Genomic DNA, 17,637 nt, shown 5'->3' on the forward strand with positions numbered 1-17,637 from the left:
AGCCCGCGTACTGGACGTACTTGGCTTTCGCCCGGTGCGGCGAGAGCGCGTGCCAGGCGTCGCGGGGCAGACGGGAGTTTGACGACAGGCCCTAGTGCCAGGGCACTGGAGCGGGGTGGCCCGGGTCAGGCTCCGGCGGCGAGCGTACGGATCAGCGTGCGCAGCACCGCCCCGGAGTCGGCCTCGGAGCCCAGCGACTCCGCGGCGGCCAGGCCGTCCACGGCGGCGGCGACGGCCCCGCCCAGCAGGTCCGCGTCGACGTCCCCGGTCCGTTCCCCGGCCAGGACCCGGAACAGGGCGACGAAGCAGCCGCGCCAGCGCCGGTACTCCGTCTCCAGGCTCTCCCGGACCCGGGGGTCGTTCAGGGCGTGCCAGTGCAACGCCGAGTGGAGGCGGGAGAGTTCCGCGCCCTCGGGCCGGTCCAGCAGTTCGACCACGCGGTCGGCCCGCTCCTCGAACGACCCGGGGGCGGCGACCGCCTCTTCCAGGGGGTGGATCCACTCGGGGCGGATGTCGGCGATGACCGCCAGGACGAGGTCGGTCCGGTCCTGGAAGTGGTAGTGGCACATTCCGTGTGAAACGCCGCAGAGGGCCGCCACGTTGCGGGTGGTGAACCGTTCGCTCATGCCGCCCGCCAGCAGGGTCCGTGCGGCGGCGATAAGTCGTGCCCGGGTCTGTTCGCCCTTCGCCGAGGTCCGGGGCCGAACCGACGGGGCGGGGGGAGCGGGAGAGTCCGGGGAGTCCTTCGTGGAAGCGGCCATGGCGTCACTCTAACGAGCCCGCTCGACGCGACCTGCGCGTTTCCCCGATCCTGCGGAACGACCCCGTCCAAACTCTTGACCGAGCGCTCGGTCAGTTTTAGCTTTCCGGTCAACCCCGCTGTCAGCGGGGGGAGTTGACGCTCCCAAGGAGACCCCTCATGAACGATCACGCAACCAGTCCGACCGGTCAGGGCATGGCCAGACGCGGATTCCTGGCAGCGGCGGGACTCACCGCCGCGGCCGCCGCGCTCGCCGCGACCGAGGGACGGGCCCGGGCGGCGGCCCGCCCCGCCCCGGCGGCGGGCACCTTCCGCGTACCGATCGAGGACGTCCGCCACACCCGCACCTGGATGGCATGGCCGGACAGCACGTCCATCTGGGGCGGCACGCTCAGCGGCGTCCAGTCGGACATCGCGCTCATCGCCCGCACGATCGCCAAGTACGAGCCGGTCTACCTGTGCGCCAACCCGGGCAGCGCCGCCAAGGCCCGCTCCATGTGCGGGTCCACCGTCACGGTCGTCACGACCATCCCCGTCGACGACTGCTGGATGCGCGACTCAGGACCGGTCTTCCGCACCGACGGAGCCGGCGGCCTCGACGCGGTCGGTCTGAACTTCAACGGCTGGGGCAGGAAGCAGGCCCACGCCAAGGACGCCCTGGTCGCCGGCCGGATCGCCTCGTACCTCGGCGTCCCCTTCACCACCGCCGGCCTGGTGGGCGAGGGCGGCGCCGTCGAGCAGGACGGCGCGGGCACCCTGATGGCCACCCGCAGCAGCCTGATCAACCGCAACCGCAACCCCAACCGGTCGCAGGCCCAGATCGAGGCCGCGCTGTGCGCCGCCTACGGCGCCTCCAAGGTGATCTGGTTCGACGGCGTGGTCGGCCAGGACATCACCGACGACCACGTCGACGCGACCTCCCGCTTCCTCGCCCCCGGGAAGGCCCTCGTCCAGATGCCCCTGGCCTCGGACAACGACGTCTACGCCAAGGACGCGCGCCAGCAGTTCCAGATCCTGTCCGCAGCGACGACCGCGGGCGGGGCCCGCATGAGCGTCGAGAAGCTCCAGGGCCCCGACTACGACCGGATCCGGTCCACCAACCCGGACTTCCTCGCCTCCTACGCCAACTACTACGTGTGCAACGGCGCGGTCATCAGCGGCCAGTTCGGCGACACCCAGGCCGACAGCGCGGCACGGGCCACGCTCGCCCGCCTGTTCCCCGGCCGCGCCGTGGAACGGCTCAACATCGACCGCCTCGGCGCCGGCGGCGGCGGCATCCACTGCGTCACCCAGCAGCAGCCGGTGCCGTAGACCTCCGGCGGCCGGGTGGCATCCGAACGGCCGCCGACGTGCCGGCCCCCTGGGCCGAGGAGCCCGCCGGCCGGGGAGCCGTTACGTTTCTGCGGTGAAACCCTGCCTCCGGGCGGGTGAGGATGCGGCCGACCGCCGCGGTCGGTCGCACCGGGCGCGCTACAAACCTCGCGTGATCAGGAACCTGCTGCGGAGCGTGCCCGCGCTCGTGCTCGCCCTCATGTCCCTCCTTCCCACTCCCGCTTCCGCGGCCGGCGGCCGGCACCAGGCCGCCGGCCCCGACCCCGTCGTCTTCGTGCACGGCTGGAACTCCGACGGCTCCACCTGGGAGACCATGGCGGGACGCTTCCGAGCCGACGGCTGGCCGGCCGGCCGCCTCGACCAGTGGACCTACGACACCACCCAGTCCAACGCCACCACCGCCGCACGCCTCGCCGACGAGATCCAGCGCGTCCTGGACGCCACCGGCGCCACCAAGGTCGATGTGATCACGCACTCGATGGGCGCCCTCTCGTCCCGCCACTACCTCAAGAACCTCGGCGGCTCCGCCAAGGTGGACGCCTGGGTCTCCCTGGCGGGACCCAACCACGGCACCGAGACCGCCCGCTGGTGCGGCGGCGCCGCGTGCGCGGAGATGCGACCGGGATCCGCCTTCCTGAACGCCCTCAACTCCGGTGACGAAACCCCCGGCTCCCCCCGCTACGCCACCTGGGGCTCGCCCTGCGACCTCCTCATCACCCCTGCGAGCAGCGTGGCCCTCACCGGTGCCCTCAACAGCAAGACCGCCTGCCTCGACCACAGCGGGCTGCGCACCGACCGTGCGGTCTACGAAGCGGTCAAGGCGCACGTTCGATAGGCGCCGCCCGCGGGCACCCGCGGTCCCGCTCGGCTTCCAGGAACGGGACGATCGCATCCAGGAAGTGCTCGTTGCGATCACCGGCCACCATGTGCCCCGCACCGGCCACATCGACGCGCCGAGCCCGGGGAACCCGGTCGCAGAACTGTTCGGCGACGTCCTCCCGCACCACGTCGCTGAGCCCGCCGCGGACGAGCAGGACCGGTACGTCGGCGTGGCGCGCGGCGCCGAGGAGACGCTCCGCCATGCCCGGCGGGTCCATCCGGTCCTCGAAGCTGTCCAGCATCCGCGGGTCCCAGTGCCACACCCAACGGTCACCGCGGCGCCGCAGGTTGGCCCGTATCCCTTGGACGTCGGCAGGCCTGGGGCGGTGCGGCAGGTGGGCGGACACCGCCGCGGCCGCCTCGCCCTCGTCGGCGAATCCGTCCGGATGGCCGCGCATGAACGCGACGATCCGACGAAACCCGCGGGGATCCGGTCGATGGGCGACGTCGACGAGCACCAGGGCGCGGACCGCCGCCTTCGGTACCTCTCCGGCGGCGAGCAGCGAACCGAGGCCCCCGAGCGAGGCACCGACGAGCACCGGCCGGCCGCCGGTCGCGGCGACGATCGCCCGGACGTCTTCGGCGAACAGGCCGAGGGAGTAGTCCCCACCGGCCGACCACGCGCTGTCGCCGTGCCCACGCAGGTCCGGGGCGATCACCCGCCACCCCAGCGCGGCCAGCCGCGGGCCCGTCCGGCCCCAGGCGTGCCGCGTCTGGCCGCCGCCGTGCAGCAGGAGGAGCGGGGGAGAGGCCGCCGCGCCCCACTCGTCCGCCGCGAGCCGGATCCCGCCGTGGCCCGCGAAGCTCCGGTGCCGTGGCAGCGCGTCGGCCGTCATCCCGCGCCCCGGGTCCGCAGCGGGGCCAGCAACTGCTCGCGGTGGGCATCCGCGGCTCCTGCGGCGAGCGCGACGTCCAGCGCGAACAGGGCCCGCGCGAGGAACCGGTCGTCATCGATCAGGGCGGACACCCACTGATGCAGCGCGCCCACGCACGAGGCGCTGACCACCGCCGCCAGGGCGTCGGTGTCGACGTCGGCGCGCAGGAGGCCCCGTGTCCGGGCGTCCGCCATCGCCAGGCGGAGCTGAACGAGAGGGCCACGGCCGTGGTCGAGTACGAGGCCGCTCTCCTCCCAGCCGCGCACCATCCGACGGGACACGACCGGGTCGTCGACGAAGAGCCGGACGGTCGACCCGACGACCTCCCGCGGGTCACCGGCGCCCAGCGCCGCCAGCCGCTCCTCGAGCTCGTCCATGAACCCGTCGGCGAGGGCCTCCCAGATCTTCTCGCGCGGTCCGATCAGGTTGTACACCGTGGCCGGGGACACCTCCGCGCGCTCGGCGATCCGCTCGGTACTGATCACCGATTCCGGGCTCTCCCGCAGGAGTTCCCGCGTCGCGTCGAGGATCCGGGACCGTCTGCGGGCCTTGTGCCGCTCGCGCAGCCCGTCTCCGGTCGTCGGTACGCGCCCTGTCCTCATGCGGACTCCCGTCCCCGGAAATTTAGAGACTCTTCCAAACTTGGAGATGCCTCCAAAAAGGGTGGGCCAAACCTACTCGGCGGGCTCCGGCAGGCGGACAGGAAACGCGGCCGCACGCCCAGTAGCCGGGACCTCCGGGGCGACGGCCCCGGACCCGAGGTCAGTCCGGGGGCGCGACGTCCGCGGGGTCCGCGCGGAGGAACGGGCGGAGGGCGCCGAGCAGGGCGCCGACGCAGGTTTCGCGCAGCTCCGCCCGCGTACACGTCTCCGCGGTGAGCCAGTCCAGACAGAGCACCCGGACGAACACCAGCCAGCTCCTCAGGACCGTCGTCACGGCTGCCCGGACGGAGTCGTCCGCGAGCGGGAGGATCTCCAGCAGCCGGGCCCGCAGGACGTCCAGCTCGCCGTCGATGATCGTCTGGACCACCGGGTCGCCCGCGAGGAGCCGGTTCGCCGCGAGGACGGTGTTGCGGTGGGCGATGAAGTAGTCGAGGTGTACGTCGAGTCCGTCGCTGAGCTGCGAGAGCAGGTCACCGGGCCGGTCGAGCGGGACCTGTTCGAGCAGCCGGTCGGACGCCTGCCGGTAGACGGCCGCGAACAGCTGCCGCTTGCCGGGGAAGTGGCGGTACAGCAACGCCCGCGAGACTCCGGCCTGTTCGGCGACGTCTTCCATCAGCACCTCGCCGTACGGGTACCGGGCGAAGAGCCGTGCGCCGACGTCGAGGAGCTGGGCACGGCGTTCGTCGGGGCTGAGGCGTCGGCGGGGAGGCACGCGCCCGATGTTACTTGACACACGTCTACCAGTGGGCGCTACTAGTAGACACAAGTCTACTTACCAGGGGTGGGAGGTCGGAGCATGGCCAGGACTCTCAGGTGGCTCGTACTGGCGATGGGCGCCGCATGCGTGGCGATCGGGCTCGCCCACGTGGCGCTCGGGAACGCGGCGATACCCGGTGCGGGCTCCGCCGGTGCCACGGTCGACAGCCTCGGACGGTTCCTGGGCGCCACGTTCGCGGGGTACGGACTCGCCTGGATCTGGGCCGCCCGCCAGTCTCCGGTCCCGGCGGGCGTGGTCCGTTGGCTGGCCGCGGTGTTCCTGCTCGGCGCCGTCGGCCGGCTGCTCTCGCTCGCCGTGCACGGATGGCCCGACGGCTTCCAGGTCGCGCTGACCGTCGTCGAACTGGTCCTGCCGCCCCTGTACTTCTGGCTCGCCGACGCCGACGAGAAGGCGCACCGGGCGAGCGGGACCGCGGTCCCCGCCTGACCGGTCCTTCCGGAGCGCGGCGCGTTGTCGTCACGGGCAGCCGCCCGTGCCGGTTCGGCCGGCACGGGCGGCGGGGCGCCGGGGTCGCGTCACGCGACGGCGGTGCCCTCCAGCTCGACCATCTGGCCCGGGACCGCCAGGCGCGTCACCCCGAGCATCGTGGAGGCCGGCGCCACCCCGGCGGCACCCAACCGCGCCGCCAGCACTCCGTAGTGCGGGAAGAGCAGATCGACGTCGGTCGTGTAGACGTTGAGCCGGACGAGGTTCGCGAGGGACATGCCGGCCTCGCCGAGCACGGCCTCCAGGTTGTCGATGCTCAGAGCCAACTGCGCCGCCATGTCACCGTCGTGCCGGGGCTTGCCGTCGCCGCTCATCGCGGTCTGGCCCGAGACGTACAGGGTCCGTGTGTGCCCCGAGACGACCTCACCCTGGTTGAACCCCAGGGCCACCGACCACGTCACCGGGTTGACCGCGGTTCGTTCCACTGTCACGTCATCTCCATTCGATCCATCGGAAGCGCGTACGTCCGTCGGCTCGGTGGCCGACGGCTCTGACGCCGTGTCAACGAGCCTCCCAACTCATCACGACACCTCCTGTCATGTATTCCGTTAAAGTTCTCGTATGCGCGCCGACCGGCTGGTCTCACTGGTCCTGCTGCTGCGCCAGCGGGGCCGGCTGACGGCGGACGTACTGGCCCGTGAGCTGGAGGTGTCCACCCGCACCGTCCTGCGCGACATCGAGGCGCTGTCCGCGGCCGGCGTCCCCGTCTACGCCGAACGCGGCCGGCACGGCGGTTTCGAGCTGCTGCCCGGTTTCCAGACCGAGCTCACCGGCCTGAACCACGAAGAGGCGCTCGCCCTGCTGGCCGCCGGACCGGGGCGCAGCGAGCAGGTGTTCGGCCTCGGCTCGGCGCTCGCTTCGGCCATGCGGAAGGTCGTCGACGCGCTCCCCGAAAGCCACCGGGCCACCGCGGGCGACGCGGCACGGCGCTTTCTCGTCGACCCGGAGAGCGACCTGCTCTCGCGCCGCCAGGCCGCCGTCGAGGAGGTGCCCGGCCCCACGATGATCGAGGTCAGGCGCGCGGTCCTCGCCGGACACAAGCTGCGCATCCACTACGCGGCCACGGGCCAGACGCCGCAGTGGCGCACCGTGGACCCGATCGGCCTGGTCACCGTACGGGACCGGGGCTACCTGCTGGCCACGAGGTCCGGTGCGGACCGCACCTACCGGCTGTCGCGGGTGTTGGCCGCCGAGGAACTCCCCGAAACGGCACAGCGGCCGAACCGGGTCGATCTGGACCGGATCTGGCGGGAACGCTCCGCGCGGTTCCTCTCCGGCGGAGACCACATCACCGTGCTGCTACGGATGAACCCGGCGCGGCGGGAGGAACTGCTGGACACCGCGCTGGCCGTCCGCGCGGAGGAACCGGACGCGGACGGCTGGCTGCGCCTGGAGGTGACCTTCCAGGATTCCCGGCACGCCGAATGGGCGCTGTGGCAGCTCAGCACGGACGCGGAAGCCCTGGCCCCGCAGTCGCTGCGCACCTCCCTGCGCGATCGCGCCGCCCTGATCGCCGCCCGTTACGGAGACCCGTCCTGAGGGTGCGGGGGCTCAGCGCAGCGGTGGGTGGGTGGCGAGCCAGTGCCGGGCGATCCGTTCGCGGGTGGTGACCCACGCTCCGCCGCGCTGCGCGACGTGCTTCAGGAAGCCGTCGAGGGCGCGGATGCGCCCGGGCCTGCCGATGATCCTGCCGTGCAGGCCGACGCTCATCATGCGCGGGCGGTCGGCCCCTTCGGAGTGGAGCGCGTCGAAGGTGTCGACGAGGTAGGAGAGCATGTCGTCGGCCGTCGTGAAGCCGTGGACGATCAGGAACTTGAAGTCGTTCGCGTCGAGGCTGTACGGCAGCACGAGGTGCGGCCGGCCGGCGGCTTCCACGTAGAACGGGAGGTCGTCGGAGTAGTCGTCGCTGTCGTAGAGGAAGCCGCCCTCCTCGGCGACGAGGCGTCGCGTGTGGGGGCTCGTACGGCCGGTGTACCAGCCCACCGGACGGCGACCGACGAGCCGCTCGATCGTCGCGATCGAACGCGCCACGTCGGCGCGCTCGGCGTCCTCGGGCACCTGGCGGTAGTCGATCCAGCGCCGGCCGTGGCTCGCCACCTCCCAGCCCGCCGCGGCCATGGCCCGCGCCGCGTACGGGTTGCGCTCCAGCGCCTGCGCCACCGCGTATACGGTGAGCGGCGCGCCGTGCGCCGCGACCGTACGGTGGACACGCCAGAAGCCGGCCCGTGAGCCGTAGGCGAACATGGACTCCACGTTCAGGTCGCGCCCTCCCACGACGGGCGGCGCACCGATGAGCTCGTGCAGGAACCCCTCGGAGGACGGGTCCCCTTCGAGGACGTTCTGCTCGCCGCCCTCCTCGTAGTTGAGGACGAGGCTGACGGCGACCCGGGCCCCGCCCGGCCAGGCGGCGTGCGGCGGCTCGGCGCCGTACCCGACGAGATCCCGCTGATGCTCGGACACGGGCGGCACCCTACCGCCGCACGGCCGCCGACGGGCGCCCCCTTTCACCACCGCACGCCGTGTCACTTTGAGTAGCGGTGGCCTACTGTCGGTGACATCGGTTTGGGGCAATACGGAAAAGGCAGGTGGACCGGGGATGCGCGAGACACGCCGGATGGCGCGGGTACTGGGAACGTGCGCGGCGGCGCTGACGCTGGCGCTGGCCGCGCCGGGCACGGCGCAGGCGGCCCACGGGGTGCTGTTCATCGACCGGGCGGCGATCCACGACCCGTCCGGCTGCTACCCGTTGGGCGACTTCGTGCCCTCCGAGGTGGCCAACTTCACGGACGAGACCGCCTTCGTGTGGTCGGGGCCCCACTGCGACGGGCGGGTGACGGCCGCCGTACTGCCGGGGCAGGTCCTGCGCCCCGCCCCCGGGATGAGCCTGTTCGTCCAGTAGCGGCCCTTCCGGCGGCGGACCGCCGCCGGGTCATCCTAAGGAGTGTCGTCGAGCGCGGGAGCGGGGCCGGCGAGGGGCGTCCCGCCCTCCAGGGGGAGGGGCGCCCCGGTTCGTACGGCCTCGATGACCGTGTCGTGCAGGGCGCGGCTCGCGTCCTTGCTGGGGCACGGGACGGGGCTTCCCGCGAGCGGGAGCCATTCGGACGCCCCGCTGTACTGCACGGTGACGTGGGCGAGGCCATCGGCTTCGATCCAGGTGGTGTGCACGTCGAGCTCACCGGTGAGGACAACGCCCGCCTCACCGGTGAGCACCCCGTTCCGCCCGGCGAAGACACCGCGCGTGGTCCATGAAGCCCAGCTCATCCGGCCTCCCTGCGCTCGTCGTCCTGCCAGTGTGACCGGATCGGGCTTCGCGCGCCTCTCGCGGACCGGTGCTCCGCGCCGAGCCCCCGTCCCGTAACGCCCGTATGAACAAATCCGGACCGGCGGGCCGGTCGGTGCGCAGTCGTTGGCCCGCACCCCCGGGCTGTGGTTTTCTGGGCGCATGACCCCACTCGTGACCCGCCGCCACGTGGACTACGCGCGTGTCACGACCACGGGCTGTCCCGCCGCCCTCTGACGCGGCGCGGCGACCCCGGGTCGCCCCCCTTCCGCGGCACCGCGCGGCCGAACCGCCTTCTTCCGTCCGCCCGTTCGCGGACCCCCGGCACACCGCACCCCGGTGACCCGGTGACCCCTCCCGCGCCGTCATACCCCCGAGCGTCCGGGCTCCGCAGGAGCTGAGCTCCGTACGCCCGCCTTCCCGCGCGCCGCCGCGCGGCCCCACCCCGCCCCGCCGGGCTCCGTACGCGTACCGAGGAGAACCATGAGCCAGCCGATCGACGCCGTCACCGCAGGTCACACCCCCCAGGACGAGGCGACCGGACCCAATACCTCCGCCTGGTCGTTCGAGACGAAGCAGCTGCACGCCGGTGCCACCCCGGACCCGGCCACCGGTGCGCGGGCCGTCCCGATCTACCAGACCACCTCCTTCGTCTTCCGCGACACGCAGCACGCGGCCGACCTCTTCTCCCTCGCCGAACCCGGCAACATCTACACCCGCATCCACAACCCCACCCAGGACGTCTTCGAACAGCGGATCGCCGCCCTCGAAGGCGGAGTCGCCGCCGTCGCCCTCGCCTCCGGACAGGCGGCGGAAACGCTGGCGATCCTGAACGTGGCCAGTTCCGGCGACCACATCGTCTCCAGCGCCTCCCTCTACGGCGGCACGTACAACCTCTTCCGCCACACCCTGCCGAAGTTCGGCATCGAGGTCTCCTTCGTCGACGACCCGGACGACCTCGACGCGTGGCGCGCCGCCATCCGCCCCGGGACGAAGGCCCTGTTCGCGGAGACCCTCGGCAATCCGCGCGGCAACGTGCTCGACGTCCGCGCCGTCGCCGACGTGGCCCACGCGGCCGGTCTGCCGCTGATCGTCGACAACACCGTGCCCACCCCGTTCCTGCTGCGCCCGATCGAGCACGGCGCCGACGTCGTCGTCCACTCGGCGACGAAGTTCCTCGGCGGCCACGGCACGACCATCGGCGGCGTCGTCGTCGACGCGGGAACCTTCGACTTCGGCGCGCACCCCGACCGTTTCCCCGACTTCAGCGACCCGGACCCCAGCTACCACGGCCTGCGGTACTGGCCCGCCCTCGGCCCCGGCGCGTACGCCGTCAAGCTGCGGGTGCAGCTGCTGCGCGACCTCGGTCCGGCCATCGCGCCGCACTCCGCCTTCCTGCTCCTCCAGGGTGTGGAGACGCTGAGCCTGCGCCTGGAGCGCCACACCTCCAACGCCCAGGCACTGGCGCAATGGCTGGAGGGACGCGACGAGGTCACCGCCGTCCACTACCCCGGCCTGCCCTCCAACCGCTGGTACGAGACCGGACGCCGCTACCTGCCGCGCGGCGCGGGAGCCGTCCTCTCCTTCGAACTGGCGGGCGGCGCGGAGGCGGGCAGGCGCTTCGTGGACGCGGTCGAGCTGTTCAGTCACCTCGCCAACATCGGTGACGTGCGCAGCCTGATCATCCACCCGGCGTCCACCACCCACAGCCAGCTCGACGAGACGCAGCTCGCCGCCACCGGAACCTCCCCGGGGCTGGTGCGCCTCTCGGTCGGCATAGAGAACCTCGCCGACCTCAAGGCGGACCTGGAGGCAGGCTTCCGCGCCGCGAAGGGCGCGTCCTGAACCCCGACGCGCCGAACGCTCCGGGGGCGGGCCACCCGACGGGCCTCCTCCCCGCCACCGGAGCGTGGCGGGAAGGGGACCCGCCGGGGCGCCGCCGCTGGTACCACCGGACGGGCGGTCTGCCGTTGGAGTCGGGCGGCCTGCTCCCGGGCGTGACCCTGGCGTTCGAGACGTGGGGGCGGCTCGCGCCCGACGCCTCGAACGCGGTACTCGTACTGCACGCACTCACCGGCGACAGCCACGTCGCCGGTCCGGCCGGACCCGGGCACCCCACCGCCGGCTGGTGGGACGCGCTGGTCGGGCCGGGCCTCGCCCTGGACACGGACCGCTGGTTCGTGGTGGCGCCGAACGTCCTCGGGGGCTGCCAGGGCAGCACCGGGCCGGCTTCGCCGCGCTCCGACGGGCGCCGCTGGGCCGGTTCCTTCCCGCGGCTGACGCAGCGCGACCAGGTCCTCGCCGAAGCCGGGCTCGCCGACGCACTGGGGATCGACCGGTGGGCGCTCGTGATCGGCGGGTCGATGGGCGGGATGCGCGCCCTGGAATGGGCCGTGTCGCTGCCGCGGCGGGTGGCGGCGCTGCTGCTGCTCGCCTGCCCCGCGGCGGCGAGCGCGGACCAGATCGCCTGGGCGTCGGCGCAGGTCCACGCGATCCGCGCCGACCCCCACTGGCGGGGCGGCGACTACCACGACGCCGGCCCGGGACGGGGACCGCACGCCGGTCTCGGCATCGCCCGCCGCATCGCCCACACCACCTACCGAAGTGCCGGAGAACTCGAAGCCCGCTTCGGCCACCGCCCGCAGGACGGGGAGGATCCGTGGCTCGGCGGGCGCTACCAGGTGGAGTCCTACCTCGACCACCAGGCCGCCAAGCTCGCCGCGCGCTTCGACGCGGCCAGTTACGTCGTGCTGTGCGAGGCCATGAACGCCCACGACATCGGCCGGAGCCGGGGAGGCACGCGCGCTGCCCTCGGCCGCGTCGAAGCGAGGACACTCGTGGCGGGGGTGGACTCAGACCGCCTCTACCCGCTGTCGCAGCAAGAGGAGTTGGCCGCGGGCGTCCCCTCGGCGAAGGGGAACGTCCGGGTGATCACCTCACCGTTCGGCCACGACGGATTCCTCATCGAGACCCGGCAGGTCGCCGCCCTGGTACGGGAGCTCCTCGCCAGGTGACCTGACCGGGGGCGACGCCCTGACCGCCCGGCCGTCCGGAATCCGGGTTGCGGCCGGCGGTCGCACCGGGCACTGGTACGAGCACCCCCTCGCCCCGGCGCCGGCGCGGCGCGTCCGCCTCATCAGGCCCTGACCTGCGGCACCGCCGGCTCGGGCTGCCCGGTGGCCGCACCGGCCGATATCCTGGGACCCTGCCTCGGGGGCTCTCCTCATGAAGGGCCGCACGATGAACCGGCAGACGAACCGGCATCGGTTTCTCCTGCTCCTCACCGCTCCGCTCCTCGCTTCCTCCGTCGCCCTGACACCCGCCGTCGCGGCCCAGGCCCGTCCGGCGGAGCCGCCCGCCGCCGCGCCCGCCGCACCCTCCTGCCAGTTGGTGCCGGGCGGGAGCGGCAATCCGGCCGGGGCCGCCGTCTACAAGCTCCACCTCGGCGGGTTCCCCGCGAACCAGTCCGTGCGGGTGGAGGGGCCGAAGACCTCGTTCCAGGCCAAGGCGAACGGCAAGGGCGAACTGGACCGGCAGGGACTGCCGCACGGCACGTACAAGGTCAGCTACCAGGGCAAACGGGTCACGTGCGCCACGCCGCCCGCGCAGAAGCCGGGCGGCAAGCAGGACGTGAAGGTCTCCAAGGTGGAGGTGGTCATCCTGACTCCGGCCGGGACCGCCATCGACTGCTCCAAGCCGACCACGGCCGAGTTCGACGGCAAGATCACGGCCACCGGACCGGGAAAGGTCCGCTTCTACTGGACCTTCGCCTCCAGTTCCGACCCGGTCTCGCCGGGCTCCGTCGACTTCCCCGCCGGCACGAAGACCGAGCGCCTGCTGCACGTGGTGGAGGTGTCCCCGCAGGCGAACGCCCCGACGATCAGCACCTTCGTCACCCTGCACCTGCCGGACCAGAAGATGAGCGCCCGGAGCGGACAGGTGACGTTCACCTGCAAGTGACCCGGCGGGAGACCCGACCGTGAGAACCCCCGAGCAAGAGGAGCAGGCCATGCGCCGTACCAACGGCAGGGCACGCCTGGCGTGCGCCGCCCTGTGTCTCGTCCCGGGCCTCGCCCTGGGCGGCGCGGCCGCGGCCACGGCCGCGCCCATGCAGCAGAGTTTTAAAGAGGTGGTCAAACCGTCGGACTCGATCACGGTTCCGGACATGCAGTGTCCCAGGGGGTCCTACCTGGAGAACGTCGACCACTCGCCCGGGCGGATCGTCCCGCGCGGCGTACAGGTGACCGAGCCGGGCGGGGTCGGCGTCACGATCCCGGAGGCGAACTGGGAGAACACGTCCACCGGGGTCTACGCGACCGGGAGCCGTCAGGGCACCGCCACCAACTGGGATCCCGTCACCCCCCACGAACTGACCGTCACGCTGCACTGCACCACCGACCTGACCAAGGCCTTCAAGCAGACCGAACGGCTGGGCCCCCGCGGGTGAACGGGCGCCGCCCGGCGCCGACGGCGGTGACCAGCCAGGAACTGCTGCGCAGCCACACCGCCCCGCCCGTCTCGTGCGGGCGCAGGGCTGCCGTCAGCGCCAGGCGCGCCTGCGCCTGCCGGAGCGGGGTGACCTGGCCGAGGAGGTGACGTCCCGGGCCCGAGTCCAGCAGGAACGCCGCGGCGTCCGCCGCGTCCGTACCCCACCTCCCCGGCACCTCCACGCGCCGCACACCGACTCCGGTGAACCCGCCCGCGGTGAGAAGGCCGCGGATGCGGTCGGGGTCGGTGAGGGAGAACATGCCGGGGCCGTCGGGCCGGCCGAAGCCGCCGAGGGGCAGGATGCCTTCGAGTGAGGCGAGCGCCGCGAGCCACTCGTTGGCCTCGGCTTCGGCGGCGCAGACGAAGGCCAGGCGGCCGCCGGGCCGCAGCGCGCGGTGGAGGTTGGTGAACGCGGCGACGGGGTCGGCGAAGAAGGTCATGCCGTAGCGGCTGATGACCGCGTCGAAGCCCTCGGCCTCGAAGGCGTGCAGCTGTGCGTCGCCCTGGACGAACGAAACGTTCTCGACGCCTTCCCGCGCGGCACTGTCGCGGGCCCGCTCCAGCATGGGCCCGGACAGGTCCAGGCCCAGCGCGGCCCCCCGGCCGGTGAGGCGTGCGGCGAGCCGGGTGGTGCGGCCGGCCCCGCAGCCGACGTCCAGCACGCGGTCGTGCCCGGAGATGGCCGCGGCCTCCAGGAGGGGCTGGTTGAAGCCGTCGTTGACGGCGTCCCAGCGCTCCTGGGCGCGGGCCCACTGCTCGCCCTCGTAGCCGTTCCACGCCTCGGCCTGTGCGGTGTTGGCGAAGTGACCCATGGGTGAACTCCCTTCCGCCGGGGCGCGCTGAGGCGTCCCGGCCCTAGTATGGGCATGTGCCCAAACAGTATGGGCGCTCGCCCATACTTGCAATGGGCTTATGGGAAGGGGCTGTTGTGTCACCTCGCGGAGTGGCGATTCCGGACCTGCGGGAGAGGCTGTTCGCGGCCGCGGAACGGGTGGTGGCCCGCGACGGCGCCGCCGCGCTGACCAGTCGCGCCGTCACGGCGGAGGCGGACTGCGCCAAGGGCGTGCTGCACACGCACTTCGCAGGCCTGGACGAGTTCGTCGCCGAGCTCGTACTCGACCGGTTCGCGCGCAGCGCCCGCCAGGCCGGCGAACTGCGGGCCAAGGTGGGGGAGGGCGCGGTCGCGGCCAACCTGCAGGCGGTCGTCCTCGCCCTGCTGGAGGCTCTGCCCCCGGCGGTGGTGGGGCTGGCGATGACACGTCCGGCGGCCGCGCTGCACACCCGGGAAGGCCTGCGGACCGGCGCGCCCGCGTTCGAGGAGATCCAGGACGCCTTCACCGCCTACCTGCGGGCGGAGCAACTCCGGGACCGGCTGCCCGCGGGCGCCGACGCCGCCACCATCGCGCTCGCGCTCGTCGGCACGACCCACCACCTGCTCATGACGCGCGTGCCCGGTCACAGGGAGGACCTTGAGGAAGTCACCGGGCGGCTGCTCGCCGTCGTACTCGGCGGCACCCGCCCGGCCGCCCCTTGAGCCACGGCCCTCCCTGCCGGTGGCCGCGGCCCCCGGCCCCGTCGCCGTGACGGTCAGCCGGAGCTGATCGCCGTCACGTGCGCGGTGCCGTCGCGCAGGGCGGTGATCCGCACCTGCCCCGCCGGGAACGGGTCCCTTCCGTTCGGGCCGGGTGGCTGCGCGAAGGGGGTCCAGGAGCCGTCCGGCTTCCTGACGTTGTGCCAGATCCGGCCGTCGAGCCCGACCGCCACGACCTGCGCGGAGCCGTCGGGCATCCCCGCGATGCCGAGGGCGCTGGCCCCCATGGTGGGGGTGGTGACGCCCCGCGGGGGCTGGAACCCGCTCCAGCTGCCGTCGGGGCGCCGCTGCTGGTGGTACACGATCCCGTCGAGCCCGATCGCGAGGACCTGCGCGGACCCGTCGGGCATCCCGGTGATCGCCAGGGCCGGGCCCGAGAACGTCGCGGCCCCGGCGTATCCGGCCAGGCGCCCCCAGGGCGTCCACGTACCGTCCCGCCCGCGAACGCAGTGGTACATCGCACCGTCCGTCCCGTAACTCAGCACCTGCGCGGACCCGTCGGGCAGGGCGGCGACCGACACCTTCGTCGCACCCCAGCGGCTCTTCGAGGTGAAGCCGGACAGCGCCCGGAACCCGGGCAGCCCGCCGTCGGCGCGGCGCTGCTGGTGGTAGGTGGTGCCGTCCATCGCCGTGACCACGATCTGACAGGTCCCGTCGGGGAAGGCCGCGATGTCCGCCTCCCGCACGCCGAACCCGGCCGAGCCGTCCGGGCCCGCGACGCGCTGCCAGGGCCGCAGGACGGCCGGACCCCGCACCGTCGCCAGCCAGAGCCCGTTGTCGGGCGCGATGCCCAGCACCACGACGGAGCCGTCCGCCATCCCGGCCGCGGCGCTCTGGATCCCCGCGAACGAGGCACTGCCGGCGGCCGCGCCCGGCAGCGGACGCATTCCGGCCCACGACCCGTCGGGACGGCGCTCGGTGTGGAAGAGCGCGCGCCGCTCGACGTCGTACGGAGGCAGTTGGGCGGAGTAGAACCACACCGGATTGGTGAGGGCGACCAGTTGGTCCAGCGTGGTGGAGGCGGGCTTGAGCCGCCTCACCTCGGCCCTGGCGAACAGGGAGGCCTTGCCCCAGCCCCGCCACCGCAGTTGCCCCCGGCCGCTGCCGTCGATGCAGGTGGCAGCCATGATGCCCCATTCGGTGTACAGCGTCGCGACGCTGTCCGGGGCGCCCGACACGTTCAAGGTCACGTCGACGGTGTCGAAGAACGACAGGGGGAGTTCCTCACCGGGACCCGCGACCGCACCGCCCCCGCTGGCGGTGAAGTCCACCGTCACGGCCGAGGATTCGACGGCGTACGACCGGCCCCTGCGCAGGGCGTCCAGCACGGCCGGTGTGGAGAGGCCGGCCGCGTGCACCACGTTGTGCGGGCGGCCGACGGCGTCATCGGGGCTGTGCGCGTCGCTGTTGCCCACGGCCGCGACGCGCTTGCCGAGGCAGAGCATGACGTGCCAGGCGGCTATGTTGGCCGCGTCGTCCAGGGTCCACGGCCCGTTCCACACCTCCAGCGCGTCCACCCGGTCGAGGCCGAACTCCCAGAAGGAGCCCGCTGCCGGGGTCAGCGGATGGGCGGCGATCGTGAGTCCGCCCAGACTGTGCACGCGCCGCACGTGCCCCTCGAACACCCCCTGGTCCGCCGGTCCGTAGCGCCAGTCCACCCACTCGCCCTGCGGCAGACCGACGGCCAGCCAGTGGCCGTGACGGGTGGTCACCTCTTCGGCGTTGATGACCAGCAGGTCGGCCGGAACGTTTCCGCGCCACGTGACGCCGGTGGAACTGGTGTTGTGGTCGGACGTCGCGACGAAGTGGAGCCCTTCCCGCCGGGCGTCCGCCACGATCTCGTCCACCGTGCGCCGGCCGTCGGAGTGCACGCTGTGCAGGTGCAGGTCACCCCGGTACCAGCCGGGCCCCCGCCCCGCCACCGAGACCGGCAGGGTGTCGTACGGGGTGCCGGGTAACGGTTCCCCGTGGTGCAGGGTGACGTCGACCTGCCAGGCCATGCCGTCGGCGGCGCCGACCATCGGCCCCAGGATGACGGACCAGCCGCCCGGCTCGATCGGCCCGGGCACGTAGCCGGGGGTCGCGTCCGCGGCGGAGAGGGTGTAGCCCGGCCGTGCGCCGCCCGACCAGCCGCGGAAGCCGGACGGGCCGAAGGAGCCGAGGTCCAGGATTCCGGCGGAGGCGTCGTGCGAGGCGGCGACGGAGATCCGCTGCACCCCGGCCGGGACCTCGAAGGCGACGTACGCCCACTGGTCGATGCCGTACGGGGAACGGCCCCGGTAGGTGGTGGTCACGGTGTCGCTCCCCTCGCCCCGCGTCACGGCGGACGCGACCGGTGCGGGAACCAGCGCGGCAGCTCCGCCCGCGGCCAGTAGGGCCCCCCACCGCAGCAGGGACCTCCGCTCGACGCCCGGGGCGGGGCGCGGGCCGGGGGTGGGGGAGGGGGCGGGCACATCGTTCGGGAGGTGTTCACTCGGCACGGCCGTGCTCTCCGTTCACGTGGGTG

At 73.2% G+C, this 17,637-nt stretch carries 19 protein-coding genes; 10 read left to right on the plus strand and 9 right to left on the minus strand.

Annotated features, from left to right (window positions below; translation table 11 throughout):
- Positions 1 to 125: 125 nt before the first annotated feature.
- Positions 126 to 761: a TetR/AcrR family transcriptional regulator gene (locus ABZZ17_RS08945; RefSeq protein ID WP_356873594.1), complete on the minus strand. Its 636-nt coding sequence runs from the start codon at positions 759 to 761 to the stop codon at positions 126 to 128.
- Positions 762 to 919: 158 nt separating this feature from the next.
- Here ABZZ17_RS08945 and ABZZ17_RS08950 point away from each other — a divergent pair, with 158 nt between their 5' ends.
- A complete protein-coding gene (locus ABZZ17_RS08950) occupies positions 920 to 2,071 on the plus strand; it encodes an agmatine deiminase family protein (protein WP_356873596.1) in 1,152 nt (383 codons plus the stop codon).
- 172 nt (positions 2,072 to 2,243) lie between these two features.
- Positions 2,244 to 2,927 (plus strand): alpha/beta fold hydrolase, encoded by a 684-nt coding sequence (locus ABZZ17_RS08955; RefSeq protein WP_356873598.1) that lies wholly within the window; start codon positions 2,244 to 2,246, stop codon positions 2,925 to 2,927.
- Here ABZZ17_RS08955 and ABZZ17_RS08960 read toward each other — a convergent pair.
- From ABZZ17_RS08960 to ABZZ17_RS08970, 3 genes are all read right to left on the minus strand, one after another.
- A complete protein-coding gene (locus ABZZ17_RS08960; protein WP_356873600.1) occupies positions 2,908 to 3,807 on the minus strand; it encodes an alpha/beta hydrolase in 900 nt (299 codons plus the stop codon). The two genes, ABZZ17_RS08955 and ABZZ17_RS08960, sit on opposite strands and share 20 nt — an antisense overlap.
- Complete coding sequence (locus ABZZ17_RS08965) at positions 3,804 to 4,448, minus strand: TetR/AcrR family transcriptional regulator (RefSeq protein WP_356873602.1); 645 nt, start codon at positions 4,446 to 4,448, stop codon at positions 3,804 to 3,806. Before ABZZ17_RS08965 ends, ABZZ17_RS08960 begins: the two co-directional genes overlap by 4 nt.
- 160 nt (positions 4,449 to 4,608) lie before the next feature.
- Complete coding sequence (locus ABZZ17_RS08970) at positions 4,609 to 5,220, minus strand: helix-turn-helix domain-containing protein (RefSeq protein ID WP_356873604.1); 612 nt, start codon at positions 5,218 to 5,220, stop codon at positions 4,609 to 4,611.
- 84 nt (positions 5,221 to 5,304) lie between these two features.
- Here ABZZ17_RS08970 and ABZZ17_RS08975 point away from each other — a divergent pair, with 84 nt between their 5' ends.
- Positions 5,305 to 5,712, plus strand: coding sequence for a DUF4345 domain-containing protein (locus tag ABZZ17_RS08975; protein WP_356873606.1), 408 nt, complete (start codon positions 5,305 to 5,307; stop codon positions 5,710 to 5,712).
- Positions 5,713 to 5,801: 89 nt separating this feature from the next.
- On the opposite strand, the gene ABZZ17_RS08980 is transcribed toward ABZZ17_RS08975, so the two are convergent.
- Entirely contained in the window at positions 5,802 to 6,197 is a 396-nt protein-coding gene (locus tag ABZZ17_RS08980) for a RidA family protein (RefSeq protein ID WP_356873902.1), read from the minus strand.
- A 136-nt stretch (positions 6,198 to 6,333) separates the two neighbouring features.
- On the opposite strand from ABZZ17_RS08980, the gene ABZZ17_RS08985 reads away from it, so the two are divergent.
- Positions 6,334 to 7,311 carry a WYL domain-containing protein gene (locus ABZZ17_RS08985; protein ID WP_356873608.1) on the plus strand — a complete coding sequence of 326 codons (978 nt, stop codon included), beginning with the start codon at positions 6,334 to 6,336 and terminating at the stop codon, positions 7,309 to 7,311.
- Between the two features lie 12 nt (positions 7,312 to 7,323).
- Here the strand turns inward: ABZZ17_RS08985 and puuE are convergent, their stop codons facing one another.
- Positions 7,324 to 8,232 (minus strand): allantoinase PuuE, encoded by a 909-nt coding sequence (puuE, locus tag ABZZ17_RS08990; protein WP_356873610.1) that lies wholly within the window; start codon positions 8,230 to 8,232, stop codon positions 7,324 to 7,326.
- Between the two features lie 136 nt (positions 8,233 to 8,368).
- Between puuE and ABZZ17_RS08995 the strand changes: the two genes are divergently transcribed.
- The gene (locus ABZZ17_RS08995) at positions 8,369 to 8,671 is read left to right on the plus strand and encodes a hypothetical protein (protein ID WP_356873612.1); all 303 of its coding nucleotides are present in this window, start codon (positions 8,369 to 8,371) and stop codon (positions 8,669 to 8,671) included.
- Positions 8,672 to 8,706: 35 nt separating this feature from the next.
- Here ABZZ17_RS08995 and ABZZ17_RS09000 read toward each other — a convergent pair whose 3' ends face one another.
- A complete protein-coding gene (locus tag ABZZ17_RS09000) occupies positions 8,707 to 9,033 on the minus strand; it encodes a hypothetical protein (RefSeq protein WP_356873614.1) in 327 nt (108 codons plus the stop codon).
- 502 nt (positions 9,034 to 9,535) lie between these two features.
- Between ABZZ17_RS09000 and ABZZ17_RS09005 the strand changes: the two genes are divergently transcribed.
- The 4 genes from ABZZ17_RS09005 (at position 9,536) to ABZZ17_RS09020 (ending at position 13,499) form a co-directional block, all read left to right on the plus strand.
- Positions 9,536 to 10,897, plus strand: a complete 1,362-nt coding sequence (locus ABZZ17_RS09005) for a bifunctional o-acetylhomoserine/o-acetylserine sulfhydrylase (protein ID WP_356873616.1) — start codon at positions 9,536 to 9,538, stop codon at positions 10,895 to 10,897.
- A complete protein-coding gene (locus ABZZ17_RS09010; RefSeq protein ID WP_356873904.1) occupies positions 10,894 to 12,066 on the plus strand; it encodes a homoserine O-acetyltransferase in 1,173 nt (390 codons plus the stop codon). Before ABZZ17_RS09005 ends, ABZZ17_RS09010 begins: the two co-directional genes overlap by 4 nt.
- A 226-nt stretch (positions 12,067 to 12,292) precedes the next feature.
- Positions 12,293 to 13,012, plus strand: a complete 720-nt coding sequence (locus tag ABZZ17_RS09015; RefSeq protein WP_356873618.1) for a hypothetical protein — start codon at positions 12,293 to 12,295, stop codon at positions 13,010 to 13,012.
- 49 nt (positions 13,013 to 13,061) lie between these two features.
- Positions 13,062 to 13,499 (plus strand): hypothetical protein, encoded by a 438-nt coding sequence (locus tag ABZZ17_RS09020; RefSeq protein ID WP_356873620.1) that lies wholly within the window; start codon positions 13,062 to 13,064, stop codon positions 13,497 to 13,499.
- Here the strand turns inward: ABZZ17_RS09020 and ABZZ17_RS09025 are convergent.
- Entirely contained in the window at positions 13,465 to 14,352 is an 888-nt protein-coding gene (locus ABZZ17_RS09025) for a class I SAM-dependent methyltransferase (protein WP_356873622.1), read from the minus strand. The genes ABZZ17_RS09020 and ABZZ17_RS09025 overlap by 35 nt on opposite strands.
- Before the next feature lie 116 nt (positions 14,353 to 14,468).
- Here ABZZ17_RS09025 and ABZZ17_RS09030 point away from each other — a divergent pair, with 116 nt between their 5' ends.
- Positions 14,469 to 15,074, plus strand: coding sequence for a TetR family transcriptional regulator (locus ABZZ17_RS09030; RefSeq protein WP_356873624.1), 606 nt, complete (start codon positions 14,469 to 14,471; stop codon positions 15,072 to 15,074).
- Between the two features lie 53 nt (positions 15,075 to 15,127).
- Here ABZZ17_RS09030 and ABZZ17_RS09035 read toward each other — a convergent pair whose 3' ends face one another.
- Positions 15,128 to 17,611, minus strand: a complete 2,484-nt coding sequence (locus tag ABZZ17_RS09035; RefSeq protein WP_356873626.1) for a CehA/McbA family metallohydrolase — start codon at positions 17,609 to 17,611, stop codon at positions 15,128 to 15,130.
- Positions 17,612 to 17,637: the final 26 nt, after the last annotated feature.

The sequence above is a fragment of the Streptomyces sp. NPDC006512 genome (genome assembly GCF_040611935.1).
Lineage (GTDB): Bacteria > Actinomycetota > Actinomycetes > Streptomycetales > Streptomycetaceae > Streptomyces.

Excerpts from the sequence above, each read along its gene's own strand:
- ABZZ17_RS08945 (WP_356873594.1), bottom strand. The coding sequence starts at position 761 with ATGGCCGCTTCCACGAAGGACTCCCCGGACTCTCCCGCTCCCCCCGCC.
- ABZZ17_RS08950 (WP_356873596.1), top strand. The coding sequence starts at position 920 with ATGAACGATCACGCAACCAGTCCGACCGGTCAGGGCATGGCCAGACGC.
- ABZZ17_RS08960 (WP_356873600.1), bottom strand. The coding sequence starts at position 3,807 with ATGACGGCCGACGCGCTGCCACGGCACCGGAGCTTCGCGGGCCACGGC.
- ABZZ17_RS08965 (WP_356873602.1), bottom strand. The coding sequence starts at position 4,448 with ATGAGGACAGGGCGCGTACCGACGACCGGAGACGGGCTGCGCGAGCGG.
- ABZZ17_RS08975 (WP_356873606.1), top strand. The coding sequence starts at position 5,305 with ATGGCCAGGACTCTCAGGTGGCTCGTACTGGCGATGGGCGCCGCATGC.
- ABZZ17_RS08985 (WP_356873608.1), top strand. The coding sequence starts at position 6,334 with ATGCGCGCCGACCGGCTGGTCTCACTGGTCCTGCTGCTGCGCCAGCGG.
- ABZZ17_RS08995 (WP_356873612.1), top strand. The coding sequence starts at position 8,369 with ATGCGCGAGACACGCCGGATGGCGCGGGTACTGGGAACGTGCGCGGCG.
- ABZZ17_RS09000 (WP_356873614.1), bottom strand. The coding sequence starts at position 9,033 with ATGAGCTGGGCTTCATGGACCACGCGCGGTGTCTTCGCCGGGCGGAAC.
- ABZZ17_RS09005 (WP_356873616.1), top strand. The coding sequence starts at position 9,536 with ATGAGCCAGCCGATCGACGCCGTCACCGCAGGTCACACCCCCCAGGAC.
- ABZZ17_RS09015 (WP_356873618.1), top strand. The coding sequence starts at position 12,293 with ATGAACCGGCAGACGAACCGGCATCGGTTTCTCCTGCTCCTCACCGCT.
- ABZZ17_RS09020 (WP_356873620.1), top strand. The coding sequence starts at position 13,062 with ATGCGCCGTACCAACGGCAGGGCACGCCTGGCGTGCGCCGCCCTGTGT.
- ABZZ17_RS09025 (WP_356873622.1), bottom strand. The coding sequence starts at position 14,352 with ATGGGTCACTTCGCCAACACCGCACAGGCCGAGGCGTGGAACGGCTAC.